21 protein-coding genes are annotated in these 26,036 nt (G+C 64.6%); 6 read left to right on the top strand and 15 right to left on the bottom strand.

The features are described 5' to 3' along the window. The first annotated feature begins 268 nt into the window (after positions 1-268). Positions 269-451: an IS110 family transposase gene (locus tag DEHOM01_RS03780; RefSeq protein WP_217997996.1), complete on the top strand. Its 183-nt coding sequence runs from the start codon at positions 269-271 to the stop codon at positions 449-451. 42 nt (positions 452-493) lie between these two features. Continuing rightward, a protein-coding gene (locus tag DEHOM01_RS03770; RefSeq protein WP_156468298.1) for an IS3 family transposase occupies positions 494-1,686 on the top strand; the annotation gives its coding sequence in 2 pieces (ribosomal slippage) (positions 494-773 and positions 773-1,686; 1,194 coding nt in all). A gap of 525 nt (positions 1,687-2,211) precedes the next feature. On the opposite strand, the gene DEHOM01_RS03765 is transcribed toward DEHOM01_RS03770, so the two are convergent. From DEHOM01_RS03765 to DEHOM01_RS03755, 3 genes are read right to left on the bottom strand one after another with little or no spacing between them, the layout of a single operon-like run. Next, the gene (locus DEHOM01_RS03765) at positions 2,212-4,800 is read right to left on the bottom strand and encodes a hypothetical protein (protein ID WP_061211571.1); all 2,589 of its coding nucleotides are present in this window, start codon (positions 4,798-4,800) and stop codon (positions 2,212-2,214) included. Beyond that, positions 4,797-6,725, bottom strand: a complete 1,929-nt coding sequence (locus DEHOM01_RS03760; RefSeq protein ID WP_061211570.1) for a thioredoxin-like domain-containing protein — start codon at positions 6,723-6,725, stop codon at positions 4,797-4,799. The genes DEHOM01_RS03765 and DEHOM01_RS03760 overlap by 4 nt, the downstream gene beginning before the upstream one ends. Before the next feature lies 1 nt (position 6,726). Then, the gene (locus tag DEHOM01_RS03755) at positions 6,727-8,133 is read right to left on the bottom strand and encodes an HAD family hydrolase (protein ID WP_061211569.1); all 1,407 of its coding nucleotides are present in this window, start codon (positions 8,131-8,133) and stop codon (positions 6,727-6,729) included. Positions 8,134-8,256: 123 nt separating this feature from the next. Between DEHOM01_RS03755 and DEHOM01_RS03750 the strand changes: the two genes are divergently transcribed. Continuing rightward, positions 8,257-9,663, top strand: a complete 1,407-nt coding sequence (locus DEHOM01_RS03750; protein WP_061211568.1) for an NAD(P)-binding domain-containing protein — start codon at positions 8,257-8,259, stop codon at positions 9,661-9,663. Here the strand turns inward: DEHOM01_RS03750 and DEHOM01_RS03745 are convergent. From DEHOM01_RS03745 to DEHOM01_RS03715, 7 genes are read right to left on the bottom strand one after another with little or no spacing between them, the layout of a single operon-like run. Then, a complete protein-coding gene (locus DEHOM01_RS03745) occupies positions 9,602-11,431 on the bottom strand; it encodes a CopD family protein (protein WP_061211567.1) in 1,830 nt (609 codons plus the stop codon). The genes DEHOM01_RS03750 and DEHOM01_RS03745 overlap by 62 nt on opposite strands. Next, positions 11,428-11,820 carry a fluoride efflux transporter FluC gene (locus DEHOM01_RS03740; RefSeq protein WP_082738689.1) on the bottom strand — a complete coding sequence of 131 codons (393 nt, stop codon included), beginning with the start codon at positions 11,818-11,820 and terminating at the stop codon, positions 11,428-11,430. The genes DEHOM01_RS03745 and DEHOM01_RS03740 overlap by 4 nt, the downstream gene beginning before the upstream one ends. Then, entirely contained in the window at positions 11,817-12,380 is a 564-nt protein-coding gene (gene crcB, locus DEHOM01_RS03735; RefSeq protein ID WP_061211565.1) for a fluoride efflux transporter CrcB, read from the bottom strand. Before crcB ends, DEHOM01_RS03740 begins: the two co-directional genes overlap by 4 nt. 17 nt (positions 12,381-12,397) lie before the next feature. Continuing rightward, complete coding sequence (locus tag DEHOM01_RS03730) at positions 12,398-13,771, bottom strand: dihydrolipoamide acetyltransferase family protein (protein ID WP_061211564.1); 1,374 nt, start codon at positions 13,769-13,771, stop codon at positions 12,398-12,400. 36 nt (positions 13,772-13,807) lie between these two features. Then, complete coding sequence (locus DEHOM01_RS03725; RefSeq protein WP_061211563.1) at positions 13,808-14,791, bottom strand: alpha-ketoacid dehydrogenase subunit beta; 984 nt, start codon at positions 14,789-14,791, stop codon at positions 13,808-13,810. Then, positions 14,788-15,933, bottom strand: a complete 1,146-nt coding sequence (locus tag DEHOM01_RS03720) for a thiamine pyrophosphate-dependent enzyme (RefSeq protein WP_061211562.1) — start codon at positions 15,931-15,933, stop codon at positions 14,788-14,790. The genes DEHOM01_RS03725 and DEHOM01_RS03720 overlap by 4 nt, the downstream gene beginning before the upstream one ends. Before the next feature lie 31 nt (positions 15,934-15,964). Continuing rightward, positions 15,965-17,047 (bottom strand): histidinol-phosphate transaminase, encoded by a 1,083-nt coding sequence (locus DEHOM01_RS03715; protein WP_061211561.1) that lies wholly within the window; start codon positions 17,045-17,047, stop codon positions 15,965-15,967. 55 nt (positions 17,048-17,102) lie between these two features. Here DEHOM01_RS03715 and purB point away from each other — a divergent pair, with 55 nt between their 5' ends. The 3 genes from purB to ppdK all read left to right on the top strand — a co-directional run bounded on the left by purB (position 17,103) and on the right by ppdK (position 21,701). Then, positions 17,103-18,503, top strand: a complete 1,401-nt coding sequence (gene purB / locus DEHOM01_RS03710; RefSeq protein WP_061211645.1) for an adenylosuccinate lyase — start codon at positions 17,103-17,105, stop codon at positions 18,501-18,503. A 7-nt stretch (positions 18,504-18,510) separates the two neighbouring features. Continuing rightward, the gene (locus tag DEHOM01_RS03705; protein ID WP_034370777.1) at positions 18,511-18,822 is read left to right on the top strand and encodes a metal-sensitive transcriptional regulator; all 312 of its coding nucleotides are present in this window, start codon (positions 18,511-18,513) and stop codon (positions 18,820-18,822) included. A 146-nt stretch (positions 18,823-18,968) separates the two neighbouring features. Continuing rightward, a complete protein-coding gene (gene ppdK, locus DEHOM01_RS03700) occupies positions 18,969-21,701 on the top strand; it encodes a pyruvate, phosphate dikinase (protein ID WP_061211560.1) in 2,733 nt (910 codons plus the stop codon). Positions 21,702-21,781: 80 nt separating this feature from the next. Here the strand turns inward: ppdK and DEHOM01_RS09700 are convergent, their stop codons facing one another. The 5 genes from DEHOM01_RS09700 to DEHOM01_RS03675 all read right to left on the bottom strand — a co-directional run bounded on the left by DEHOM01_RS09700 (position 21,782) and on the right by DEHOM01_RS03675 (position 25,867). Further along, positions 21,782-22,480 (bottom strand): DUF5067 domain-containing protein, encoded by a 699-nt coding sequence (locus tag DEHOM01_RS09700; protein ID WP_156468297.1) that lies wholly within the window; start codon positions 22,478-22,480, stop codon positions 21,782-21,784. Positions 22,481-22,560: 80 nt separating this feature from the next. After that, the gene (locus tag DEHOM01_RS03690) at positions 22,561-23,277 is read right to left on the bottom strand and encodes an SDR family oxidoreductase (protein WP_061211558.1); all 717 of its coding nucleotides are present in this window, start codon (positions 23,275-23,277) and stop codon (positions 22,561-22,563) included. Positions 23,278-23,329: 52 nt separating this feature from the next. Continuing rightward, the gene (locus DEHOM01_RS03685; RefSeq protein WP_016663251.1) at positions 23,330-23,671 is read right to left on the bottom strand and encodes a rhodanese-like domain-containing protein; all 342 of its coding nucleotides are present in this window, start codon (positions 23,669-23,671) and stop codon (positions 23,330-23,332) included. 97 nt (positions 23,672-23,768) lie between these two features. Further along, the gene (locus tag DEHOM01_RS03680) at positions 23,769-25,124 is read right to left on the bottom strand and encodes an FtsX-like permease family protein (protein ID WP_061211557.1); all 1,356 of its coding nucleotides are present in this window, start codon (positions 25,122-25,124) and stop codon (positions 23,769-23,771) included. Further along, positions 25,121-25,867 carry an ABC transporter ATP-binding protein gene (locus tag DEHOM01_RS03675; protein ID WP_061211556.1) on the bottom strand — a complete coding sequence of 249 codons (747 nt, stop codon included), beginning with the start codon at positions 25,865-25,867 and terminating at the stop codon, positions 25,121-25,123. The genes DEHOM01_RS03680 and DEHOM01_RS03675 overlap by 4 nt, the downstream gene beginning before the upstream one ends. Positions 25,868-26,036: the final 169 nt, after the last annotated feature.

Below are 26,036 nucleotides of genomic sequence, written 5' to 3'. Positions count from 1 at the left end.
GTTATGTTTACTCCGTTCCCTCATTCCCTTCGGGACTGGAGGAACTAGTCGCTGGCTTCGGCATGGCGCTTATTCGCCCTGTTAAGAAAATGATCCGGGGGGTGATGCCGCCGAAGGCAGTGACCTACTCCAACAGCTCAATAGGAACCTGATCCACGCCACTAGTTGGTGTGAGATCTCAAAGTAATGTGGACGCCAGCACGAAGTATGTCCGACCAACCCCAGCGACGAAGCAGATTACCGCTTTTCTATCGCTAGGAGTACCACCATGACATACCGCTATGTCATCGGCATGGACGTCGGCAAATACTTCCACCACGCCTGCGTCCTGGATGAACACGGCACCCAGGTCCTGTCCAAGCAAGTCAACCAACACGAAACATCTCTACGGGACCGCTTTGCCTCATTCATCGGCAAAGTTGGACCTGACCCCTGTTTGGTGGACACCTGATATCCAGCCCAGTCGGGCTGGGAAGAAAGGTAATCTACCACCATGTCCAGGTACTCCGAACAGTTCAAACGCGATGCTGTGGCCCTCTATGAAAACAATGAGGACCTCTCGCTGAACGCAGCATCAGCAGAGCTCGGTATCAACCGTGCCTCGCTGCATTCTTGGGTCAAGAAGTACGGCACTGGCAAACGTGCCCGCATTAAAGCCGTGCATGATAAAGCCCAAGCGGCGACTGATTCTGAGCGAATCCGCCAGCTGGAAAAAGAAAACGCGAAGCTGCGCGAAGAACGCGATATTCTACGTAAAGCTGCTAAATATTTTGCCGAAGAGACACGCTGGTGATCCGCTTCCAGTTTGTCTATGACTACCGAACCGAGTACTCGGTTAAGCGAATGTGCGATGTGTTAAAGCTGAATCGTTCCTCGTTCTATATATGGGTCCAAACCCGTGAAAAGCGCAGGTTAAAGATGTGTTCCGATGCCCTTATTGGTGCGAGAATTACAACCATCTTCGATGACGAGTACGGGCTTTATGATGCTAAACGCATCGCTGCAAGCCTCAACAGTGATACGGATTTCGGCCCGATAAATCACAAGAAGGTCGCACGCATCATGAAATCCATGGGACTTAAAGGCTTTACCAAGCGCCGCCGATGTGTCACTACCAGGCGCAAGCCTGGCCACCGGGTCATGCCGGACTTAGAAGGCCGTAAATTCACATCCAACGAGCCGAACCGCGTTTATGTTGGCGACATTACCTACCTGTCCTGTAAGGGTGGCAAGAACATGTATTTGGCCACAGTCATTGACACGTATTCACGGAAACTTGCAGGTTATGCGCTCGCAGACCACATGCGAGTGTCACTGGTCGTCGATGCAATAGCCCACGCGCACGGTGTGCGTGGCAGTCTTGACGGGGCTGCATTCCATTCCGATCACGGCAGTGTGTACACCTCACAAGCCTTTAGGAGCTATTGCTCGTCGTTGGGTGTGCGCCAATCCATGGGCGCGGTAGGAACGAGTGCGGATAACGCCCTAGCAGAATCTTTTAACGCCACCTTAAAGCGGGAAGTCTTGCGTGATAGGAAAGTCTTTGACAATCCCATTATCTGCCGGCAGGAAGTCTTCCGGTGGTGCATGCGCTACAACACGCGCCGGCGACACTCGTGGTGCAACCTTCTAGCTCCCGATGACTTCGAAGCACTCACATCAGCTACACTGACCAAAGCAGCATAGCTAACCCCCGACGTGTCCACTGTCCGGGGGTCAGGCCCAGCTCGGCCCGGTAGGCATCGTCCTCGAGGATCAGGCGATGAGCTTGACGCCGCCCAGCATGGCTTCAGCCTCACCAGGGCCAGTTCGACCCCGGCCATCACGTTGTGCTGGCTCTGGTTCGGACCGGTCGGTGGGTTGGCGAACGCGGCCTTACGCTGCCTGACCAAAACCCTCGGAACGACAACGTCTGGAACGACAACGACCGACCGGGTACCAATGCGAGCGCCAGAGACTCGGCACTCTGAAAGCCGAAGGAAGGAAGATTCAGCACGAAACGGGGCACCGACGCTGACGTGAATGAGCAAGTACGCGAAACTCGCGGTCGCGTAAGCGAGTATTAAAACGTGTACTCGCAAATTCCAAAAGCTGATAAGAATCGGCCTCGAGGTGGATAAAATCCAAGTTAGACCGAACCCAAGTTGGCGCGAATAAGAGTTGACACGAAAAACGAGTCGACACGAAGATTAGTCAGCGCGAGTGCGTGCCTTACTTTCGCTTGCGCCCACGCTTCTTCTTCGAGACTTCAGGTTCACCGAAAATGTCGTCGACAAGGTCGCCGGATTCGAGCAAATTTTCCTCGCGGGCATCCGAGTTTCGCTTGGATTGCGCCGCCGGCTTCTTCGATTGCGCCTGCACACTCGCGGCCTTCCCGCGCGTCGTGTTCAAGACACGGGAAGGCTGATCACCATCGGCAGTTTCTCGCAGATTGTCGGCGAGATCGACCTGCTCGAGGCCCCGCGACAGCACGATCGGGACGACGAGCACCATGAGGGCCGCGACCACGATGATGACCCGCACGAGAGGATGCGTCCCCTCATCTCCCGTGAGGGACACGACTGCGGGTGCGGCCGCGAGTGTCATGAGCACCGCGATGACACCGAAGCCTGACGCGCCGGCAAGCGAAGACGTGAGCGCCACTCGAGCCCGGGCCTCCGATACTTCGGTGAGCACAGACGAGTAGGCAAGCGACGCGGTGCCGCCGGCCACCCCTGACTCAACCCGCGCGAGGGCCGCCTCGCTCGATGCCACGCGCGCGAACGCGACAGACGCCGCGCAACCGGATGCGACGAGAACCCCGACGGCGAAGGCGGGCAGCGATGCCGCTCCGATCCCGAAGCCACATACGGCCGGCGCGAGCAACGCACACATCACCACGATCGCTGACGTGCGCCGAAGCGCGCTCTCGAGCCCCTCAAAGAGCACCTCGTCGCCACAATCATCGGGGCCGTCGGATGAACCTCGAGCTCTCGACCGTTCGGCGAGCGCAATGCGCGCCTCGGTCACGGCATTGGCAAGAACAGCGCGCGTGGGCGTCGCGATGAACGCGACCACGGCCAGAACGGCCACAACACCGAACGCGAAACCAAGAACGACCGTTGGCGAATCAACGCTCAATGCGCGTAGCTGCCTGTCGGCCCACAGCGCACCCTGCTGCGGCGCCGCGCGCATCGCTCCCGCAATCGGTGCCACGAGCGGGAGGGCAGCAACACTCGACAGCAGCGCGAGAAGAGAGCCCGCGAGCGCCTCGTGAGAGGACTGCTCCGCGGCGTCACCGTCGCGCACCGAAACGGCGGTTTCGCGAGAATACTCGGCGCCCGCGATCGCCGAGAAGCCGCCCCACACAGCCGCGGCTCCCGCCGCCGCGAGCGCGAGAAGGTAGTAGCCGAGGTAGGCGATACCTGCGGCGGCAGTCGCGAGGCCCCACGCCGCTGCGATACCGAGCAGAGCGGCAATGGCGAGCAGCGCGAGTGCGCGACTGGAGCCGAGACCCACCGACGACGGGCTGATGCGCCCGAAGCGAGCGGCGACCATCCCGCGGGAGGGGCCTGCTCCCATGGCGGTCTCGGTCCGCACGTGCGGCCACACGATCGCAAGGCCCGCAAGGAGGGCGAGTGCACCTCCAATGACGAGCGCGAGGCCCGTCACGAACGAGGGGTTGATCGCGTGCAGCATGATCGTGTCGGCAACGCTTTGCGCTTCGGGGGCGTCGCCCACGTTTGCGTAGAAGCCGGAGAACTGCGCAGCGATTTTCTCGATCAGAGGTTCGACCTCATCGCGCGCGACGGACGCGGGTGCCTGCTGGGTATCCGAGTCGACGAAGAGCGACACGAGCAACGGGTCGTTAAAGTTTCCGAGCCCCACTTCGGCCATGCGGAGATTCGCGTAGCGAGTGGGCAGCCACAGGGAGAGAACAGAGCCGACGAGAGCGAGCGGAATGATCCCCGTGAGCCCGGCGCCCACGAAGCGCGAGGAGCGCGTCGATCCGGCGGGCACGAAAGCCGAGCCAATCAGTGCGACGAGCGCACCGCACGCCAGCACAATTGCGGAAACGAGACCGGCGAGCCCCACGATGGGTGCACCGAGCGTCATGACGGCGCCCGCGAGGAGAGCCGCGAGCGCAGCGGAATCGACCGCGCGCAGCGGGCCGCGCGCGAGCGGCGGGGACAGGGACTCGAGTGAGAGATCGTCCCGGCCTCGAGACTGCTCAAGCGTGCCAACGTCAATCCGTGCACCGGTCTCCCCCAGTGAGGAGAGCGCCACGCCCGAGCGCAACGACGCCCCACCGATCGCGAGGCCGAGCGCGACGAGGAGGAGGAGCGGCCCCGCATCGGCATGCTTCACCACGATGAGGGCAATGAGCATGAGCGTTGCGGCGCCCACGCCGATTCCACGCACGCTCCCGGGCAGAGCTCTCGCCGCAGAAAGGCGTGGCTTTCGCGGTTTATCAGTGGCGTCCGGATCGAGGCCATCGACATTCGCCCGTGCGACGAGCAGCGCGCCGAGGGCCGCTACGGCGACCGCAAGGATGCTGCCAAAGAAAACGGAGCCGCCGCGCAACACCCGATCACCGGCATCGCCGGGGGCAAGGGCCACGAGAATTCCCGCGCCGAGCCCGCCCCACAGAGCCGAATGCGAGGCTGCCGTCACGAGCGTGCCGATCCGCGGCGCGCGATCATCGACGCCGGCTCTACCGCGCGCGATCCAGAACCACGGGTGGGCGAGGGCTACGAGCGAGAGGACCCCGGCCGCAACGAGCATCCAGGCGGTGTCGGCCCCCAAAGCGAAGGCGTTCATGCGAGAAGCGAGAGGACGAGCGCGCGCGTGCCCTCCTCGGTCAGCGTGATCGGCACGCCCCAGTCTTGCTGGTGCATGTGGCACGCGGGGAACTCTACGCTTGGGTCGGCGTCGCACGAGGCAGCGCGCGCACTGACGTGAATGACGCCTTCGCTGTAGTTCGGGTCGAGCTCAATCTCGCGCTCGAGTTCGCTCGAGGTTCCGCCTCCGCTCACGAGCATCGCCGGCGGTGTCGTCGAGACGCTCACCTGGACTGCCGGGCCGAAGGAGTCGTCGAGCTTGTGCCCCTCGGGCGGCGTGAACGCGACGGTGACCGTGAGCGGACCGGCGTTCGAGACCGCTGTCGCGGGGCGTTCGGTCTGCTGCGGGCCCTCGTCGATTATCTGCTCGGCAGCGGGCGAAATGGACACCCACGTGAGCTTGTGCGCGCCGGATTCAACGACGATGAGCTGCGCGAGCCCATCGATCGGGTCGACGACGATGAGGTCGCTCGGCTCCGAAAGTCCGGTCGCAACGGTGACGACCGAGTCGTGAATCGGGTCGATGATCCGAACCGCGCCGTTATAGGTATCGGCGACCGCGAGGCGGCCATCGGCGAGGACCGTGATGCCAAGGGGGTGCTGCAGGCGGGCCTTGTCGAGAGGGCCGTCGACGTGACCAAAATCGAAGAGGCCCTCTCCCACGAGAGTCGTGACCTCGCTGCGATCCGCGGCAATCACGCGCACCGCACTCGTTTCGGCGTCGGCAACGAACACGGTCCCGTTGGCGTCGACCGTGACGCCCGAGGGCTGTGCCCACCACGAGCGCACGAGAGCGCCGTCTACGAGGCCCTCCTGGGTCGTTCCCGCGAGAACCGCGAGCGCGCCTTCGTCAACGAACTCGCCGTCGTCGTTGAGAGCCGCCGGCCGGTAGGTCCACATCTGGTGGATTCCCGCCATCGTGATGATGATCTGCCCGGATACGTCATCCCATTCGACATCCCACGGTGTCGAGAGGGCGAACTGGATCGGAGTGCCCACCCCCGTGGGAAGGCTCTGGCCCTGCATCCACTGCTCGCCGTTCCCGGCGAGGGTGAACACGTGGCTTTCGATCCGGGAGCGCAGGAGCCGACGCCTGCCGAGCTGCACACCGCGCAGTCGGTGATTGCCGGTATCCGCGATCACGAGGTCGTAGCCCACCTGGTCGGCGACTTCAGGTGGAAGGACGGCGATGCCATTCGGCTGCGAGAACTGTGCCTCGCCCGCGTCGCCGTCGGCCCAGCCGCGCACGCCCGTGCCGACCACCTCGTCGACGCTCACGCCGTCGGCTTCGAACACGACGATACGGTTTTGCCCCGCGTCGCTCACGACGATGCGACCGTCGGGCAAAAGCCCGCCTTTCGAGGGGAAACGCAGTGTATGGAGTTCGGATTGCTCGAGAACAGTAGGGGCATCGCCGCGCACGAGGGTGCCGTCGGACTCCCCCTCGCTCACGAGCCTCGCGATGGTCGAGTCGAGATTCGCCGCGTGGCCTTCGCCCGACATCGACGCGGCGATGCGGCCGTGCGTGTCGAGGACCATGAGGGTCGGCCAGGCCTTCGCGCCGTACTCGCTCCACGTGCGTAGGTCGGGGTCGTCGAGCACGGGATGTTCGACTCCGTAGCGCTCGATGTTGGCGACGAGGGCGTCGTGGTCGCGCTCGAAGGAGAATTTCGGCGAGTGCACACCGATCACGACAATCTCTTGCGACCACTTCTGCTCAAGCGGTCGCAGCTCGTCGAGCACGTGCAGGCAGTTCACGCAACAAAACGTCCAAAAATCGAGGACCACGATCTTGCCGCGAAGATCCTCGAGGCTTAGCTCGACCCCGCCGGTGTTAAGCCAAGAACGGCCGAGCAACTCGGAGGCGTGGGGGCGTGCATTTTCGCGAAAGTTCTCGCTCGTCATGTCAGTCCTGCTTTCGGTTCGGCCAGCTCTTCACCCACGCGAGGAGGTCGGGATCGCTCAGCGAGGAGAGCGTTAAATCGGCCACGTCGATCGGTTGCCCCGTCGAGGGAATCCCGATGAGGGTCATACCCGCCGCTTTCGCCGCGCGCGCCCCAAGGGGGGAATCCTCGAAGGCGAGGCACCGCGAGGGCTCGCACCCGAGAGCTTTCGCGCCAGCCTCGTACATGTCCGGGGCAGGCTTGGGGTTTCCGACGGTACTCGAGCTTTGAAGGCTCTCAAAATACCCGAGGAGCCCAGCGGCCGTGAGTTTCTTCTCGAGAATCTCGTGCCACGAGTTCGAGGCGACCGCGATCGGCACCTTGGTCGCGGCAAGTTCAAGGAATTCGCGTGCGCCCGGCATGGTCGGCACATTGGCTCCGAGTCGCGACTGGAAGTCGTCGGTAACGATCTGCTCGACGCGAGCCGGATCCTGGTCCGTCATGTCGCCGAGAATTTCGGCGGTCTGTTCGAGGGTCGTGCCCATGAGCGCGCCGAGGTCCTCTTCGGTTGGCGTCACGCCCGCGTCGTACAAGACCTTGAGCTGCGTCTCGGTCCATAGCGCCTCGGTGTCGAGGAGGAGGCCGTCGCAGTCGGTCACGATCGCGTCGGGAATCTCGTGGCGCACGAGACCGAGCGCGTTGTACACGGGCGAATAGCCGCCTCGGCGGTCGGGCCACGTCGCTACCCATTCGCGCAGCCCCGGATCGCCGATCGCAGCGATCTCAAGTTCGCCTTTGGGTCGCTGCCCGGGAATCGTAGGGGCGACGATGAGCCGGCATCCGGCAGCTGCGGCGGCCTGCGCGCCCGTTTCCGAATCCTCAATCGCGAGGGCTCGCTCGGGGGCGACGCCGAGCAGTTCGCACGCGCGCACGTAGATGTCGGGGGCGGGTTTGGGGCTTGCAACGTCGTCGAGGGAGACGACGTGATCGACGTACGGCAGGAGACCGACGTCGGCAAGTTCGCTCAGGAGCGGGGCGCGGTTGCTGTTAGATGCCACGGCAACGGGGATCCTCGAGCTCGCGGCCTTGAGCAGTTCCGCTGCGCCCGGAAGCACGGGGATGTCCTCGGCAAGCTTTGCAAAGTAGCTCCGCTTGAGGCTTTCGCCAACGTCTTCGGGTTTCTCCCCCGTAAGCTCCGCGATCGCGACGACGACGTCGATCACGTCGCGGCCCACCAGCCAACGGCGGCGCGCGTCTTCCATCGCGAGGGACCGGGCCTCGAGGTATTCGACCTGGGTTTCTTCCCACAGGCTTTGCGTGTTGAGGAGAACACCATCGCAGTCAAAAACAATCGCTTCGGGGGTGAAGGTGCCGAAGGTTTCACGGAAGGGTGCGAGACCGGGCGAGAGAGGCTCTTGATAGTCGCTCATAGTGCCCCCACCATACGCAGCGGCCCTGAAAGGAGACCGTTCCCATCACAGCTTTTTTGCACACGAGCGCCCTAACATGTGGAACGTTAATCTTGCGTCGTCCTTGGAAGGCAAACCCCCGCCATGACTGCACTCACACGCGGATCCGTTCTCGTGATCGGAGCCGGCCCCTCGGGTCTCGCGGCCGCTGCCGCCCTCTCCTCCCTCGGGGTGGATTTCGACCTTGTGGATGCGCAAAACCACGTGGGTGGCGTGTGGAACATCGCTAACGAGGACGCCCCGACCTGGCCGAACATGAAGCTTGCCACCTCGAAGTCGCATACGCAGTTCGAGGATCTTCGCATGCCCGTCAGCTTCCCCTCGTTCCCCTCGACCGACGAATACGCGACCTACCTTCGCGCCTACGCCTCCCATCACGGCCTCACGGAACGGTTTGAACCCAACAAAGCGGTGCGCAGCATCCGCTCGTTCGGCGAGGGCGAGTGGGAAGTAGATTTCTCCTCCGGCGAAGTACGCCCGTACACGGCCATCATCGCGGCACACGGGATCTCGCAGCGCCCCTTCCTGCCGCCGCTGTGGCACGAGGCTCGCGAGTCTGGCGTTCGCACGATCCACTCGAAGAACTTCCTGGGCGGCGACGACACCGCCGAAAAGGACGTGCTCGTAATCGGTGGCGGCCAGGAAGCGGCCGATATCGCCGTCGAGCTCGCGAAGGCGAACCGTCGCGTGGCCCTTCACCCCACCGAAGCGCACTGGGTCGTTCCGCGCACATGGGGTCCGTTCGCGGGCGATTCCCTTGCTCGTCTCGAGCCGACCTTCCTCGGTCGAGCCTTTAATGACACGGTCGCCGAGAAGCTCATTGAGCGCGCGATCGGCCGCCCGGAGAACGTGGGGCTACCCAAGCCCGAGGTCTCGGTCATGGAGGACGAACCGATCGTGTCGGATTCGTTCCTCACGCTCGTCAACGACCGCCGTATCGAAATCCTTCAGGACTCGGCTCACCTGCCGTTTGACCGCTTCGAGCTGATCGTGTTCGCGACCGGTTACGAACCTGGCGTCGATTACCTCGATCCCGAATACACGAGCGACCTTTTCCTTGGCGCCTTCCCGCGTTCGCGCCGCGACCTCGCCGTCCTTGGCCAGGTGCGCGTGCTCGGCGGCGTCACGCCGATCCTCACGCAACAGGCGGACATCGCGGCATATGCCACGAAGGAATTCCTCGAGGAAATCGAGACCGGCGCGGCCTCGCCCGCTCTCGCACGCTTTGAAAAGCTCAAGTCTCGCGCCGACGCCGACGTGCGCCGCACCGCTCCCCGCTCGAGCGAGAAGGGGCTTCGCGGCGCATTTTCAGGGGTCGCCTCGCGCGTGCGCACCGCCACGCGTTCGACCCGCATCGCGGAGCTTTCGCCGTGGGCCGAGCAGAACGCGCTCGACTCGCTGCCCGAGGATCAGCCGATTCGTCTCCCGCTCACCGACCGCGAACGTCTGCTGGCGCGCCTGTCGACCGCGCGCGCGATTTTCGAGAAGTAAGGGCTGAAGCGGCGAATACCGCTGCGCCGTAGAGCACGATGATGGCTCCGGCGACGCTCGCGCCGCAATGCTGGTCACGGAGCGTATCGGCGAGCCACGTGCGGCCGGTTGCGCCAAACCAGCTTGGCGCAATCGCGTACGGCGTGAGTGCCACGGCGGAGAGAACAAGGACAGTCCCCGCGAGTCCGGTCCCGAATGCCCACTTCTGCCCTGCGCGTACAAGTACGACGAGCAGGGCGCCGCACGCGATCATCGCGAGATCAAGCCCGAGGTTCGCCGGGTGGGATTCGAGAAGCCGCCGCATGAGCGCCGGGATGAGATAGGCGCACGCGAGGGTGAGCGCTGGCACCAGCGAAAGGGCAAACGCGAGGGCCCGACGCTTGCTGAGCACACCCCGAATCTTCGCGAGCGCGGCATCGCCCACCCCTATTCCAAGGGCGCTTCCGGGCAGTATCGCAAGCGCAAGCGCTAGCGCGAGGTGCGCACTGAAAAGCACGCGGGAATAGACCGCAAGCGCGCTCGAGGCGAGAAGCGGGTAAAGCACGAGCGCAAGGATGAACCAGCGGCGATCAGCCACGCTTACGCCCCGAGCGATGCCGCGCATGAGAAGCCACGTGAGCGCGAGGATCGAGGCACCAATCGCGAAAATATCGGGCCTTATCTGCCCAAGCGCGGCAAGGCTGCGCGGATCGGGCGGGAGCGCATAGGTCGTGAGGATCCCCGCGGGGGTGGCGGGCGGCGGAATGTTTTGTGCGGGTGGTGGCGCGCTCGACATCGCCGCGGCCAACCCAATCGCCGCACCCATGAGGAGAATTTCAAAGAGCGCCAGTTCGCGAAAGCCGGAGCGGCCCAGCGTGGTGCGCCGGGCGAGGAGGCGGCGCTGAGCATAACCGCACGCACCGAGCGCGAGGAGCAACAGCGCCTTGGCGAGGCCCAGCTGGCCGTATGGATGAGTGAAGAGTTCACTGATGGCGCTCAGGCGCGCGAGGATCGCGAGGAGCCCAGAGACCGCGAGGGCGATCCACGCGACGAGGGCGAGCGAGGAGAAACGCCCGATCGTGCGGCGCATCGCTGGTTCGCCTCCCGGCTCAAGAGCGGGGAGAAACTGGAGCACGAGTAGCGGCCCCACCCAGGCCGAGAACGCCAAAAGGTGGAAGAACATGGAGCTCGTCGCGCTCTCGTGGCTCACGCTTCCCGCCGCGTGCCCCGTCATCCCCTTGGCGACGATCGCCCCGAGGGCCGTGAGCGTCGTCGCGCGCGCCGTGCGCGCGCTTGTCCCCGAGACCCCAACCGCGCTTGCGAGGGCCGCGGCGACGATCGCGGTCATGCTCCAGACCCCGAGGTCGCTCGCGGCAAACACGCCGATGTCGGAGCCGAAATGTGCGGAGAAAAGCGGCTGTCCAGACGAGAGCGAGTACGCGAGAATGAACTGCACAACGAGCAGGAGCGTCCACACGATAGCGCTCGTGAACGCGATCGTCATGGCGCGCGCTCGTGCGTGAGCCGACCACGCCCCGCTGTCCGGCGAAGCATCGAGCAGCCACCCCGCAAGAATCGACCCACCGAGCGTGAGCGCACCCGCGGCCGCGGCAAGAGCTGCACTTACGGGAAGCAGGGCCTCGGTCGCGCGGCCAGCGTTGACGAGGAGGATTTCTGCGTCTCCCGCCGCGTAGCGGGCACCGGCCAGCGCCACGGCTGCGCCGCCCGCGAGGGCGACGAGCGCGATCAGGAGCGCGGCAAGCACCGCGCGCGAGTGCGCACGACTCACGCGGTCACCACGATGCCGAGCCAGAACGCCGCGAGTGCCGACCCGAGGCTGAGCGCGTAGTAGCCAAGAGCGGTCACCGTCGCACGCGACCGCACGAGCTTCACGACTTCGAGCATGAAGGTCGACATGGTCGAGAGCGCCCCACAAAAGCCCGTGCCGAAGAGCGCCGCGAAGCTCGCGGACACGAAGTCGCTGCTGCCGCCGAGCTGGCGCAACACAATCGCGAGGAGAAAGGAGGCGACAACGTTCGCGACGAACGTCGGCCACGGAATAGGCGAGGGTTCCCGATCGGGACCCGAGGGGCGCGTGAGCGCCGGGATGAACGTGAGGCCGTACCGTGCGACGGCGCCGACGGCGGCACCGAACGCGACAATCAACGCTGTCATCATGATTCCTCAGCCCTCTCGATCTGCTCGCGTGCACTCATCGCGCCCACGCGAGCGCCGGCGAGCAGCCCACCCACGACCGCAAGCACACACACGAGGACGCTCGCGGTCACGTACTTGAAGGCCTCGAGGGGAAAACCCGCGCCAATGATCGCGGCAATCTCCCCCGTGAACGTACTCATCGTCGTGAACCCACCGCAAAAGCCCGTGCCGAGCACGAGCTGGAGCTGCGCGTATTTCGGAGGGTTCTCATCCCAGTACCCGGTGAGCGCCCCGAGGATCAGGCACCCGAGAATGTTGGCGGCGAGTGTTCCCCACGGGAGATCAACGAGCGTGAGCGTCGTCGTCGTGGGGAGGATGACGGAGAGGGCGTAGCGCATAACCGCGCCGATGGCGCCGCCGAGTGCCACCCACCACAATCCCCTGCGAAAAGGAAGAGCTTTGGGCGGCACGCGCACGGTGCGAAGCGCGGTCGTCTCAGTGCTCGTGACGGCCGAAAACTCGGCCGTGCGCAGGAGCGGGTCTTCGCGGCGGAGGCTTTCGCGCCTTTCTTGGTCGTCCATCACCGCTCTAGCGTACGTCAGCCCCACACAAGCCCGAGGCTCGGGTTTTCGAGAACCGCAGAAACGTCGCGAAGAAGCTCGGAGCCAAGCGCACCATCGATCAGACGATGGTCAAAGCTCAAGGCAAGCGAACACACCTTGCGCGGGACGATTTCGCCATCGACAACCCACGGCTTGTCTTTGATCGCACCGAAACCGAGGATGACGGATTCGCCGGGATTGAGAATCGGGGTGCCAGAATCGATGCCAAACACGCCGAAGTTCGTGATCGTAATCGTGCCGTTGCGGGTTGCCGAGAGCGGCGTCTGGCCCGCGCGTGCCGTCTGGGCAAGGTCGTTGATGCTCACCGCTAGCTCGCGCAGCGTGAGCAGGTGCGCATCCTTGATGTTCGGCACGATGAGGCCGCGCGGGGTTGCCGCGGCGATACCGAGGTTGACGAAGTGCTTATAGACAATCTCTTGGTTGTCCTCGTCCCACGACGCGTTCACCTCGGGATTGCGGCGGATCGCCACGAGCAGCGCCTTTGCCAGCACGACGAGCGGGGAGATCTTGACGTCTTTCCACTCGCGGCTCTTCTTGAGCGTGTCGAGAAGCTCGAGGGTCTCGGTCATATCGACCTCGTTGAACACCGTGACGTGGGGGGCCGTGAACGCCGAGCTCACCATCGCCTCCGCGGTGCGCTTACGCACGCTGCGGATCGGGACGCGCGTCGTCTCCTCGTCGCTCGTGACGCCGGGGAACGGCTGGCTCTTCGGGGTCTTCATGTGGCCGGCGAGGTTGTCGGGCGCCTGCTTCTCCTCGCTCGGGAAGTAGCTGCCCGCCTGCTCGGGGGCGCCGTCGAGCGAGCGCTGGGACGCCGCGATCACGTCCTGGCGAGTCACAACTCCGCCTCGCCCAGTCGCGAGCACGTCGTGGAGGGCAACGCCAAGATCCTTCGCGAGCTTACGCACGGGCGGCTTCGCGAGGATGCGATCGATCGGGACCTGCGGTTCCGCACCGCTCTGCGCGATCGCGCGCTTCTTGCGACGCGGTGTGGGCGTCTCGCGCGCGCCGTAGCCCACCAGGGTTTTCGGCTCGATCTCCTCGGGCTTTTCGGAAGCGTCGGCCTCTTCGGGAGCGTCGGGTTCCGACGCCTGCCCAGCCTCCGGATCGGTCTCAATATCAAACATGGGCTCACCCACGTTGAGCTCGTCGCCCTCCTTCACGTGCACCTTGGCGACGATGCCTGCGACGTGCGAGGGAAGCTCGACGGCGCTCTTGGCCGTTTCGACCGTCACGACCGGGTCGTTGATCTCGACCCGGTCTCCCTCCTTGACCTTGATCTCGATGATCTCAGCCTCGGTGAGGCCCTCGCCGGGGTCGGTGAGGCAAATCTGGGTGATGCTGCTCATGAGGGAACCTTTCGGGGTGAATCAGTGCTCGGTGAATCAGTAATCGAGGCAACGGTCAACGGCGTCGAGCACGCGCTCGAGGTCGGGGAGGTAAGCGTGCTCCATGCGTGCCGGCGGGTACGGCGTGTGGTAACCGCCCACGCGCATCACTGGCGCCTCCAGGCTATAGAAGCAGCGTTCGGTCGTGCGCGCCGCGATTTCGCCGCCGAGGCCGCCAAACACGGGCGCCTCGTGAACGATGACGAGCCGGCCTGTCTTCGCCACGGAGCCCTGAATGCAGTCGAAATCGATCGGGTTGAGGCTTCGCAGGTCGATCACTTCGAGTGACAGATCGTCCTCTTCTGCCGCCTGGGCAGCCTCGAGAGCCACGGGAACCGTCGGACCCCACGACACGAGCGTAAGATCCGCACCCTCGCGCACGACATTCGCCTCGTAGTGCTTGAGGGCGGGGCGGTTGTCGGTGTCGACCTCGCCCTTGACCCAGTAGCGGCGCTTGGGCTCGAACATGATGACGGGATCGTCGGATTCGATCGCCTGGCGCGTCAGCCAGTAGGCGTCATTCGCGTTCGACGGAGTAAGGATTCGCAGGCCAGCGGTGTGAGCGAAGAGTGCCTCGGGGCTCTCCGAATGGTGTTCAACCGCGCCGATGCCGCCTCCGTAGGGAATGCGGACAACGACGGGCATGCGCACGCGCCCCTCGGTGCGGTAGTGAGTCTTCGCGAGCTGAGTCGTGATCTGGTTGTAGGCGGGGAACACGAAGCCGTCGAACTGAATCTCGCAGATTGGCCGGTAGCCGCGATAGGCAAGACCCACGGCCGAGCCCACAATGCCGGCCTCGCCGAGCGGAGTGTCGACGACGCGCAGTGCACCGAACTCGTCGAGCAGCCCCTGCGTCACGCGGAACACGCCGCCGAGGCGAGCAACGTCCTCGCCCATGAGCATGACCTTGTCGTCCGCACGCATCGCGTCGCGGATCCCCAGGTTGATCGCGCGGGCGATCGGAAGCTTTTCGACGCTCACTTGCCCTCGCCCTCCTCTTCGAACTGTTCGATATAGCGAATGTACTCGGCGCGCTCTTCTGCCACGAGAGGATGCTCATCAACGTACACGTGATCGAAAATCTGGATCGGATCCGGATCCTCGAGCGCGTGGATGTGGTGATGAAGGCTCATCGACAGATCGTGGCCCTCTTCTTCGCAGCGCGATACGAACGCGTCGTCGAGCTGGTCCTCGCGCCGCAAGTACGCCTCGAACCGCGCGATCGGATCGAGCGCAGCCCACTGCTTCTCCTCGTCTTCGCCGCGGTAGATGCGCGGCTCATCGCTCGTCGTGTGCGCGTTCATACGGTAGGTGAGAGCTTCGATGAAGTGTGGCCCCTGCCCTCCACGCGCGGCATCGAGCGCAAGGCGGCTTACGGCGTAGCTCGCGAGCACGTCGTTGCCGTCCACGCGAACCGAGGGAATGCCCCAGCCGCGGCTGCGCTGCGCGAGCGGTACGCGCGTTTGTACGCTCGTTGCGGTTGAGATCGCCCACTGGTTGTTTTGCGTGAGAAACACGATCGGCGCCTCGAAGCTCGCGGCCCACGTGAAAGCCTCGGACACCTCGCCCTCGGAGCTCGCGCCATCGCCGAAGAGCGCGAGAACCGCGGTGTCGACCTCCGGGTCGCCCGTGCCGCATGCGCCGTCACGTGTAATACCCATGGCGTACCCGACGGCCTGGGGTGCTTGCGCGCCGAGCACAATCATGTACGGGTGGGTCATGAGCTCGCGCGGATCCCAGCCGCAATGGTTGATTCCGCGCCACACCTCGAGAAGCTTCCACGGCTCGATCCCGCGCGCCCACGCGACGCCGTGTTCGCGATAGGTCGGGACGAGGTAGTCGTGCGCACGGGCCGCGTGCCCGGCACCGATTTGCGCGGCCTCCTGGCCCACGGCGCTTGCCCACAGGCCGAGCTGCCCCTGGCGCTGGAGGGAGGTTGCCTCGTGATCGGCGGCGCGAACGATCACCATGTCACGGTAAAAACCGCGCAGGTCGTCGAAGTCGAGGTGCGCGAGCGCGGCATCGAGCTCGTCGTGTGGCGTGCGCGTGCCATCAGGCGAAAGAAGCTGGAGCGTCGGCTCGCTTGAGGCTGGATTCGGGATCGCGGTCTGGAAAACACTCACCCTCCAAGCCTAACCTACGGTGGCGTAGGTTTCAGCTTTTCTGGTCCCCCCACTCCTTCACGACATCGATCAGGCGCGAGTTTGCGGCTTCCTCCGCAATTGTGATCCGGCAACCGTCGGACCCATAGCCACGCACCACGAGGCCGCGCTCAAGCGCAAACTCCACGAACTCGCCCGTGCGCTGTCCAAGCGGGAGGTACACGAAGTTGCCGTGCGAGGGCACGTGCGCGCATCCATGATCGAGGCCCGCGAGCGCACTCTCGACCCGGGCGCGTTCCGCACGGATCCACGAGACTCGCCGCTCGAGTTCGCTGCGCGCGGGCTCCTCGAGTGCCGCACACGCCGCTACCTGCGCAAGGCTCGAGGCGCCGAACGGAATCGCGACCTTATTCAGCGCATCCGCGAGCCGCGGGTGGACGATCGCGTAGCCGAGCCTGAGTCCCGCGATGCCGTGAACCTTCGAAAATGTGCGCACGCGCACGAGGTTTGCGAAGCGCTCGAAAAGGCTCGCCGAGTCCGCGCGCACGTCAGGATCCGCGAACTCGATGTAGGCCTCATCGAGCGCGACCGTGACGGTATCGGGTACAGACTCGAGAAACGCCTCGAGCTCGGCAGCTCCGAGCACCGTTCCCGTCGGATTATTCGGCGAGCACAACAGGATCAGGCGCGTGCGCGAGGTGACGTACGAGGCCATCGCCTCAAGATCGTGCTCGTAGCGCGCGTTAAGAGGGACCGGGACGGCTTTCGCGCCATGAGATTGGACGAGGATCGGGTACGCCTCGAAGCTACGCCACGGGAAGACCACCTCATCCCCCTGGTCGGCGAGCGCTCGCACGAGGTCGCCGAGGACGGCCGAGGCACCCGTTGAGACGTGGATCTGGGCCGGCGCGACACCGTGGAGGGCAGCGAGGGCCTCGCGAAGCCGGGTCGCGGACATGTCGGGGTAGCGGTTGAGACCGGCGAGCTCCCTCTCGAGCGCCTCGCGGATCTGCGCGAGAGGCGCGAAAGGCGATTCGTTTGAGCTCACCTTAAAGGCATCCGCCGGCGCCGGTTTGCCCGGAACGTACGAGGGGATTGACTCGAGGGTTGCGCGCACATGATTGTTTTCGGCCATGCACGAATCGTACGTGCCGGGGGCACTCACGCGCGGTCCGTGCCAAAATGGCAGCATGCGCCTTAGTGACATTGACCCCGCCCTCCCGCTCACCCCACTCGATGGACGCTACCGCGCCCAGGTCGCCCCGCTCGTGGACCACCTCAGCGAAGCAGCCCTCAACCGGACCCGCATCGTCGTTGAGACCGAATGGATGATCCACCTCCTCGACCAGGGTGCGGTTCCCGGCCTTCGCGCGCTCACGGACGACGAGCGCGCGCTCCTTCGACGAATTCCCGAGGACTTCGGCGCCGAGGGCATCGCCGAGCACGCCGAGATCGAACGCGAAACCGTGCACGACGTCAAAGCCGTCGAGTACTACATCAAACGCCGCCTCGCGGGCACGAGCCTCGAGCCCCTCGCCGAAATCGTGCACATTTACTGCACGAGCGAGGACATCAACAACCTCTCCTACGCCCTCATGGTCAAAGGCGCCCTGCACGACGTGTGGCTGCCCGCGCTCACGGACCTGACGGCCGACATCGCACAACTTGCACGCGAATGCGCCGACATCCCCATGCTGAGCCGCACCCACGGCCAGGCGGCGACCCCCACGACCCTCGGCAAGGAACTCGCCGTGTTTGCCTACCGCCTCGAGCGCCAGATCGCGCGCCTGAGGGGCGATGAGATCCTCGGGAAGATCAACGGTGCAACGGGCACGTGGGCCGCCCACGCCATCTCCGTACCCGACACCGACTGGCCCGCGATCGCGAAGAGCTTCGTGGAGCACCTCGGCCTCACGTGGAACCCGCTCACGACCCAAATCGAGAGCCACGACTGGCAAGCAGAGATCTACTCGGATGTCGCGCGGGCAGGCCGCATCCTGCACAACCTCGCGACCGACATGTGGACCTACATCTCGCTCGGCTACTTCCGCCAGCGCCTGAGCGCCCAGGGCGGCACGGGAAGCTCCACCATGCCGCACAAGGTGAACCCGATCCGTTTCGAGAACGCCGAAGCCAATCTCGAGATCTCGGGAGCGCTCTTCGACGTCCTCGCCCAGACCCTCGTGACCTCGCGCCTTCAGCGCGACCTCACCGATTCGACAACGCAGCGCAACATCGCGCCCGCCTTCGGGCACTCGCTCCTGGCGATCTCCAACCTCAAGCGCGGGCTCGCCGGCCTCAATACCGACGCCGAGCAGATGGCACGCGATCTCGACGCCAACTGGGAGGTCCTCGGGGAAGCCGTCCAATCCGTCATGCGCACCCTCGGCATTCAGGGTGTCGAGGGTATGGATTCACCGTATGAACGCCTCAAGGAACTCACGCGCGGCAAGCGCGTCGACGGCGACGCGATGCGAGAGTTCATCACGTCGCTCGGCCTGCCCGAAAAGGAGCGCGAGCGACTGCTCGCCCTTACCCCCGCGACCTACGTTGGGCTCGCCTCCTCGCTTGTCGACTACCTCGAGGGCTGATCTGCCCATGAACGACTGCTGCTCGGCCCCGCACGGGACCACGCCCGGCTATCACGCCGACAAGGATGCCTACGTGCGCCGCCTAAGGCGCATCGAGGGGCAGGTGCGGGGGCTCCAGCGCATGCTCGAGGGCGACACGTACTGCATCGACGTCCTCACGCAAGTCAGCGCCGTCAAGCGCGCCCTTGAGTCGGTTTCGCTCGAGCTCGTCGAGGACCACGTGCGCCACTGCGTGCGTGATGCGGCCGCCGACGGCTCCCCCGACGTCATCGACGCCAAACTCACAGAGGTGCTTACGGCCGTCAAGCGCCTGATGTAAAGGGTCCGACGGTTGCCGGTCACCGTCGGACCCAAAATTCCGGCCCACCGGATTCCGCGACCACTAAAGTCCTCGCGCTCTGGCTCACCCGGGCGCACAATGGTGCCACCCCAGCCCCACAACGATGTGTTTGAGGACGGTCAGCTATGAGTGAACAGTACGTGTACCCTTTCAGCGCCGGTTCGCGCGAGCAGGTCGACCTGCTCGGTGGTAAAGGCGCGAATCTCGCCGAAATGACCCAGCTTGGGCTCCCCGTGCCACCAGGCTTTACGATCACGACCGACGCCTGCCGGTACTACATGCGCTACGGCCATGAACCGAGCGTGCTTGCCGACCAGGTCAAACGCGAACTCGGAGCCGTCGAAGCGACCCTTGGGCGCATCTTCGGCGATCCAAAGAACCCCCTGCTCGTGAGCGTGCGCTCGGGCGCGAAGGTCTCGATGCCCGGCATGATGGAGACGGTTCTGAACGTCGGCCTCAACGACGAGACGCTCGAGGGTCTCGCGGCGCTCTCGCATTCGCGGCGGTTCGCGCTCGATTCCTACCGCAGGCTCCTCCAAATGTTTGGCCGCACCGTGCTCGATATCGATGCCGAACTGTTCGAGGCGGTTCTCGACGACGCTAAGTCGGCCGCGGGAGCCGCGAGCGATGTCGAGCTCTCGGAAGGCGACCTCGAGCGGGTCGTCGAGAGTTTCAAAGAGATCATCGAACGAGAATCCGGCGCGCCCTTCCCGCAGGACCCGTTCACGCAGCTCACCATGAGTATCCACGCGGTGTTCGACTCGTGGAATTCGCCGCGCGCGATCGTATACCGCAACACCGAGCGCATCCCCCACGACCTCGGCACCGCCGTCAACGTGTGTTCGATGGTTTTCGGGAACCTCGATGACCAGAGTGCGACCGGTGTCGCCTTCACGCGCGACCCCGCGACGGGCGCACGCGGCGTGTATGGCGACTTCCTCCTCAACGCTCAGGGCGAAGACGTCGTTGCGGGCATTCGGAACACGCTGAGCCTTCCCGATATGGAGAGCCTGCTTCCCGAGAACTATCGCGAGCTCGTGGGCATCATGGAAAAGCTCGAGCGGCACTATCGCGACCTGTGCGATATCGAGTTCACGATCGAATCGGGCAGGCTCTGGATGCTTCAAACCCGCGTGGGTAAGCGCACCGCCGCTGCCGCGTTCCGCATCGCCACCGCCCTCCTCGACGAGGGAGCGATCACCGAAAACGAGGCGCTCATGCGCGTGACCGGCGACCAGCTCTCGCGCCTCATGTTCCCCGCCTTCGACCCTCATGCCGAGCGCGTACTCCTCGCACGCGGCATGAATGCCTCCCCGGGGGCCGCTACCGGTCACGTCGCCTTTACCACCGCGGACGTGCTCGCGCGCGCTAAAGAGGGCACGCGGTCGATCCTCGTGCGCCGCGAAACCAACCCCGATGATCTCGCGGGCATGATCACCGCCGAAGGCGTGCTCACGGCGCGCGGCGGCAAGACCTCCCACGCGGCCGTCGTCGCCCGCGGCCTCGGCCGCACGTGCGTGTGCGGTGTCGAGGCGTTCACGGTCGATGAGGCCGCCCGCGAAGTACGCGTCGATGGTGAAGTAGTGCTGCGCGACGGGGATCTCGTGTCGATTGATGGCACAAGCGGTGAAGTATTCCTCGGAGAGGTCCCCGTGCAGCCGAGTGCCGTCGCCGCCTATTTCGAGTCGGGTGCAAGCCTCGACGACGGTGATGCCACGAGCCTCGAAGGGCTCGACGACGCAGAGGCAGATCTCGTCACAAGCGTTGACCGGCTCATGCGCATCGCCGATCGCGAACGCGCTCTACTCGTCCGTGCCAACGCCGACACCCCCGAGGACGCCGCGCGAGCGCGCCGCATGGGGGCCCAGGGCATCGGGCTTACGCGCACCGAGCACATGTTCCTCGGCGACCGCCGCACGCTTGTCGAGAACCTCATCCTCGCCGCAAGCCCCGAGGAACGCGAGGAAGCCCTCGCCGCGCTCCTACCGCTCCAGCGCGGAGACTTCCTCGAGATGATCCGCGAGATGGACGGCCTGCCCATGACCGTGCGCCTCCTCGATCCGCCGCTGCACGAGTTCCTCCCCGACCTCACCGAACTCTCGGTGCGGATCGCGAAGGCCGAAGAACGCGGCGAGCACAACGAACATGAGATCAAGGTTCTCGAAGCCGTGAAGCGGCTGCACGAACAGAACCCGATGCTCGGCCTTCGCGGTGTGCGGCTCGGGCTTTCCATCCCCGGCCTCTTCGGCATGCAGACTCGCGCGATCCTCGAGGCCGAGGCACAGGCCCGCGCCGAAGGACTGAATCCGCAGGTCGAGATCATGATTCCCCTCGTAAGCTCCGTGCGTGAGCTGCGAGAAATCAAGAAGGAAATTTTCGCCGTTCGCGACGCGGTCACGCAGGAAACCGGCCTCAAGCTCACGACCGTGATCGGTTCGATGATCGAGTTGCCGCGCGCTGCCCTTCGTGCCGACGAGATCGCCGAAGAAGCCGAATTCTTCAGTTTCGGCACGAACGATCTCACGCAAACCACGTGGGGCTTCTCGCGCGACGACGTCGAGGCCGGCTTCTTCTTCACCTACAAGGAGCACGGCATCCTCCTCACGAGCCCGTTCGAGTCGATCGACCAATTCGGCGTCGGTGAACTCGTACGCATCGGCACCGAACGCGGCCGCGCCGTCAACCCGGACCTTCACGTCGGCGTGTGCGGCGAGCACGGTGGAGACCCGAGCTCGATTCACTTCTTCAACTGGCTCGGGCTCGACTACGTCTCGTGCTCACCGTTCCGCGTGCCCGTCGCCCGCCTCGAGGCGGGGCGCGCGACACTCAGCGTGGATGACTTCGAGATGAGCCACTAAACGGCTCGACGACTCGACGCGAAGAAAAGGTGGCCGTGATGCGCAATGCTCGCGGCCACCATTCGCTGTCTCGCGTGGATTTAGAGTGCGTTCAGGTCGTCGATCGTCATCGTGTATGTCTGATTGTCGAAGGAAAAACTGTCTTCGAGCTCAATAACAAGAGGCTTGGACATATCGGCAATCCCGATTCCTCCCTCGACGCCTGTGATCGAAGCGCCGGGCTTCGCTTCCTTCACGGAGTTCGACGGATCGATATGGTCGCTTGTATACGACCAGTCAGTCTCCACCCCGTCTTGAAAGCCCCTGAATAGCACCGACAAGGAAGGATAAGTGGCCTCGCCGCTGTTGTTCTTCCAGTCGTAAGTCACTTTGAGGACCTTGTTGCCTTCCCAGTCGTTGACGATTTTCAGTTTCGTCACGGTGACAGAGTAGGCGCCTACCTGGACTTCTTTACCAATTTCGAGGGCATAGGGATCAGCTGGTTCCTCCTCAACAGCAGGCTCGGTCGGCTTCTCTGCTTCAACTGGCGCAGCCTCGGCCGTCGACGCTGGAGCAGGGGCAATCGTTTTGGGCGTAGACGTTGGTGCTGGCTCTGATGTTTCGGTTGCCTGCGCTGCGGCAGCTGTGGCAGCCGGCGTCGTCTCGGCGGCAGTTGCCGCTTCAGAGGCTGACGACTGTGAAGAAGGCTGGTCAGAATGGGCGGTGGAAACCACCGCACCGCAGCCAGTGAGGCTCACGAGTGAGCAGACGGCAAGAATAGAGAGAACGGTCTTTTTCAACGGGAACCTCACGCAGCGGGAATGGGGAATAACCGCAATTATTCTATCCGCACTATCGAGAGACTTTAGACCCGTAATTCCTAGCGCGGGCGAATCGAGAGCACGTCAATGTTTGCCTCGGGCGGGGCCGTGAGCGCGTAGCGCACGGCCCCGCCGATCGTTTCAGGCTTCATGTAGTCGCTCTCGTTGTACTCACCGCCCTCGTAGGCGCGCAATTCGCGTTGCATGTCTGTCGCGACGCGCCCCGGGTGGAGCGATACGACGCGCACGCCCCGCTCGCGTTCTTCCTCGCGCAGCGCGTCGGAGAGGGCGCGAAGGGCAAACTTGGTCGCGGAGTACACGGCGTTGCCGGGCTTCGACGTGAAACCCGAGCCAGAGTTCACGAACACGATCGTGCCGCGCGCCTCGCGAAGCTCCGGGAGGATCTGGGCGGTGAGAACGGCCTGCGCTGTCACGTTCATGTGGAGAGCGAACTCCCAGTCGCCCGGCTTGGTGTTCTCGACCGTGTCGCCGGCAAGAACGCCCGCGCTCAGCACGGCGCCGTCAAGCCCGCCGCTGCCTGTTCCGAGGGCGCCGCTCTCGCGGGCCTCGCGCATGCCGTCGATAATCTTCTGCGAGTCGGAAAGGTCCGCAAGGACATACTCAGCCGACGGTAGCTCAGCGACGAGCGCTTCAAGCGCCTTTTCGTCGCGGCCCACGAGCACGAGGTGGGCGAAGTCTTTGAGCGCAAAGGCGGTCGCACGGCCGATGCCGCGGGTCGCGCCCGTGATCAGGATGCGAGGCTTCGAATTCGTCATAACCCCACTGTGTCACGTTCGCCTCGAGGAAGCCTGCCCGGAACACTCGGGGCTAAAGCACGCGCCCGGGTTTCCCTTCATCGGTGACAACGGGGAGACCCTGCATGAGCCACGCGCCCATACCGCCACCAACGTTGATCGCTTCGATTCCCTGCATGGCGAGCCACTGAGCGACCTGCGAGGAGCGCCCACCCGAGCGGCACACGAGGTAAATGTCCCGCTCGCGGCCCTCGTCATCCTCCACAAAGAGCTCATCGAGATGTGCGGCGAGGCTGCTCGCGGGGAGATGGCGAGCGCTTGGCGCGTGCCCCGCGTCCCACTCATCCTGCTCACGTATGTCGAAAAGGAGGGCGCCCTCGGGGACACTCAGCGGGTCAACGGTTTCGAAATCCATGCGTTCAGCCTAGAGGGATTCGCTCCGTGTTGGCCACAAGCACCGGCACTCCGGGAAGTTCCGAGGCGCCGGTGCTCATGTTCGCCCACAGCAGGGTTCAGCCAGCTGCGCGCACGCGGGCGCGAGCAGCCCGCGCCACGAGCGGGGAGCTCACGAGGGCCGACGCCGACACGAGCCCGAGTGCGGCCACGACGCTCACGACGAAGACCACCGCAACACGAGGATCCGAAGCTGTCGAACCCGCGAGCGTGACAAGAACGAGGGCCGCCATGAACACGGAGACCGTGAGGGAGATCCCGACGGGAATCGCGATCTCCGCAATTCGTGCACGGTGCAGCTGGCGGATGCTCGCGCCCGCCACGTGCTGCGAACGGTACCTCGACGCCTGATCGATCACGCGCGCGGTGTGGGTGACACCGGTACTCACGGCCGCGAGCACCGTCGCGATCCCCACCGTCAGCACAGCGCCCGTCGAGAGCGCCTGGTTCATGAGGCGCGAGGATTCATCCACGCTCGGCAGCGACGTCACAATCGAAGCAAAGCCGGAAACGACAAGCGCGATCGTCACGCCCGAGACCGCCCTCCAGCCCGCGCGCGGATCGGCGCACAGGCGCCGCGCCCCCACGAGGAGACTCGGTGTCGGCGCGAGGGACGCAACTATGCGCGCGATGACCCACACGATAAACGGACCAGCGAGATTCACGGAGAAGACCATTATTCCCACGGTCAGCACCACCGCCACAATCACAGCGCCGATGGACACGCCCTGGATACGGGGAAGGAATTGCGCCACCGCGAAGAACACAATGATGCTCAGCACCCACACGAGAAGGCGCATGACCGACATGCGCACCTTGTGCGCACCTCGGGCAATTCCGAGGGGACTCAAGGCAACCCCCGTGAGGGTGATCGACGCGGAGACCGAGGCAAACAGTGCAAGAGCACAAGGGGTAAGAACGAGAGCCCACCACGGCAAGATGAGCTCCGCAGCCGTAAATTTCCGGATCCCGAAATCGAGATGCGAAAGCGGCCACGCGAGCGCAATGTGACAGGCTACGCCGATCACCGCGCCCACGACTGATTGCCAGGCGACGTCGGACACCGCGACCCCCGCCACCTGCGCGCGCGTGCCCCCAACGAGCCGAACCGCCGCCAAGTCTTTTTCGCGGCGTGCGAGGGACAATCGAGCCGCCGCTCCACCGAGAGCGATCGCGTTCGGGACGAGAAGCACGCACGCGAAGACCGCACAGATCACCAGCAGTGGCATGACCTGCGCTTCGGGCGAGGCCGACGCCTCCGTCATCTCAAAACCGCTCGGACCCAGTCGCCCGTAGAAAGCGCCCGTGCCCGCAAGCACCGTACAGACGATCGCCGTCGCCGCCGCAAACGCGATCACCGGGAGGGCATTCGCGAGAGATCGCCTCCCCCGCACAAGCATGAGCAGGGCGCTCATCGAGCAACCTCCCGTTCGATCTGACCGTCGCGCATCACGATCGTGCGCGCACACGCAGCCGCAACACTCTGGTCGTGCGTCACCATCACGAGCGCGCTCCCGGCATCTGCGGTCGCCCGAAGGAGCAGGTGGAGAACCTCTTGGCCCGTCTGCTGATCGAGCGCCCCGGTGGGTTCATCGGCGTACACAACCGACGGCTCCCCCGCAAGGGCACGGGCGATAGCGACGCGTTGCGCCTGGCCGCCCGAGAGCTGACCGGGCCGGCGTTCCTCGAGCCCCGAAAGCCCAAGCGCGGCGAGCCAATGCTTCGCCATTGTCTTTGCCTTCCGCCGCGAGACGCCCGCAAGCATCCGCGGGAGCATCACGTTCTCGAGGGCACTCAGTTCAGGGAGCAGCTGGCCATCCTGGAACACGAAACCGAAATCGGTGCGGCGCAGCTTCGTTCGCGCAGCATCGCGCATGTCTCGTAGATCGCGCTCGCCGTAAAGAACCCGGCCGCCCGTCGGCGCGAGGATGCCTGCGAGGCAGTGCAGCAGCGTCGACTTGCCGCAGCCCGACGGCCCCATAATGGCGAGACTTTGACCAGAGTAGATATCAAGATCCACGCCTCTCAGGGCGTGAGTATGCGCGTCATAGGCAAGCGCGAGGTTGCGCGCAGAAAGGACGATCGGGCGAGCGCCGGGGACGGTTCCGACGGCTGGCTGGACAGTAGAGGAAGACTGAATATTGCGTGGTGTTGTCATGCCTCTACGCTCTCGCGGAGGCGGGCGCTCACACATCGACCCCCGGGACCATTCATCCCTGTCGCTGGGAGGATGTTTCGCGCTGATGTGCCGCGTCGATTCCACCCCCAGACGGATCAGCCCTCATACTTGCGGCGCTCTGCGCCGTGGCATGCGAAAGGCGCGGCCC

It is taken from the genome of Dermabacter hominis NBRC 106157, assembly GCF_001570785.1.
In the GTDB taxonomy this organism is placed as follows: domain Bacteria; phylum Actinomycetota; class Actinomycetes; order Actinomycetales; family Dermabacteraceae; genus Dermabacter; species Dermabacter hominis.
Note: the sequence above shows the minus strand (reverse complement) of the source record. Positions and strands in the feature narration are given on the sequence as shown.

Bases quoted from the DNA above. Each gene is read 5' to 3' on its own strand.
- DEHOM01_RS03780 (WP_217997996.1), top strand. From the start codon at position 269: ATGACATACCGCTATGTCATCGGCATGGACGTCGGCAAATACTTCCAC.
- DEHOM01_RS03765 (WP_061211571.1), bottom strand. From the start codon at position 4,800: ATGAACGCCTTCGCTTTGGGGGCCGACACCGCCTGGATGCTCGTTGCG.
- DEHOM01_RS03760 (WP_061211570.1), bottom strand. From the start codon at position 6,725: ATGACGAGCGAGAACTTTCGCGAAAATGCACGCCCCCACGCCTCCGAG.
- DEHOM01_RS03755 (WP_061211569.1), bottom strand. From the start codon at position 8,133: ATGAGCGACTATCAAGAGCCTCTCTCGCCCGGTCTCGCACCCTTCCGT.
- DEHOM01_RS03750 (WP_061211568.1), top strand. From the start codon at position 8,257: ATGACTGCACTCACACGCGGATCCGTTCTCGTGATCGGAGCCGGCCCC.
- DEHOM01_RS03740 (WP_082738689.1), bottom strand. From the start codon at position 11,820: ATGATGACAGCGTTGATTGTCGCGTTCGGTGCCGCCGTCGGCGCCGTC.
- crcB (WP_061211565.1), bottom strand. From the start codon at position 12,380: ATGGACGACCAAGAAAGGCGCGAAAGCCTCCGCCGCGAAGACCCGCTC.
- DEHOM01_RS03730 (WP_061211564.1), bottom strand. From the start codon at position 13,771: ATGAGCAGCATCACCCAGATTTGCCTCACCGACCCCGGCGAGGGCCTC.
- DEHOM01_RS03715 (WP_061211561.1), bottom strand. From the start codon at position 17,047: ATGGCCGAAAACAATCATGTGCGCGCAACCCTCGAGTCAATCCCCTCG.
- purB (WP_061211645.1), top strand. From the start codon at position 17,103: ATGCGCCTTAGTGACATTGACCCCGCCCTCCCGCTCACCCCACTCGAT.
- DEHOM01_RS03705 (WP_034370777.1), top strand. From the start codon at position 18,511: ATGAACGACTGCTGCTCGGCCCCGCACGGGACCACGCCCGGCTATCAC.
- ppdK (WP_061211560.1), top strand. From the start codon at position 18,969: ATGAGTGAACAGTACGTGTACCCTTTCAGCGCCGGTTCGCGCGAGCAG.
- DEHOM01_RS03690 (WP_061211558.1), bottom strand. From the start codon at position 23,277: ATGACGAATTCGAAGCCTCGCATCCTGATCACGGGCGCGACCCGCGGC.
- DEHOM01_RS03685 (WP_016663251.1), bottom strand. From the start codon at position 23,671: ATGGATTTCGAAACCGTTGACCCGCTGAGTGTCCCCGAGGGCGCCCTC.
- DEHOM01_RS03680 (WP_061211557.1), bottom strand. From the start codon at position 25,124: ATGAGCGCCCTGCTCATGCTTGTGCGGGGGAGGCGATCTCTCGCGAAT.
- DEHOM01_RS03675 (WP_061211556.1), bottom strand. From the start codon at position 25,867: ATGACAACACCACGCAATATTCAGTCTTCCTCTACTGTCCAGCCAGCC.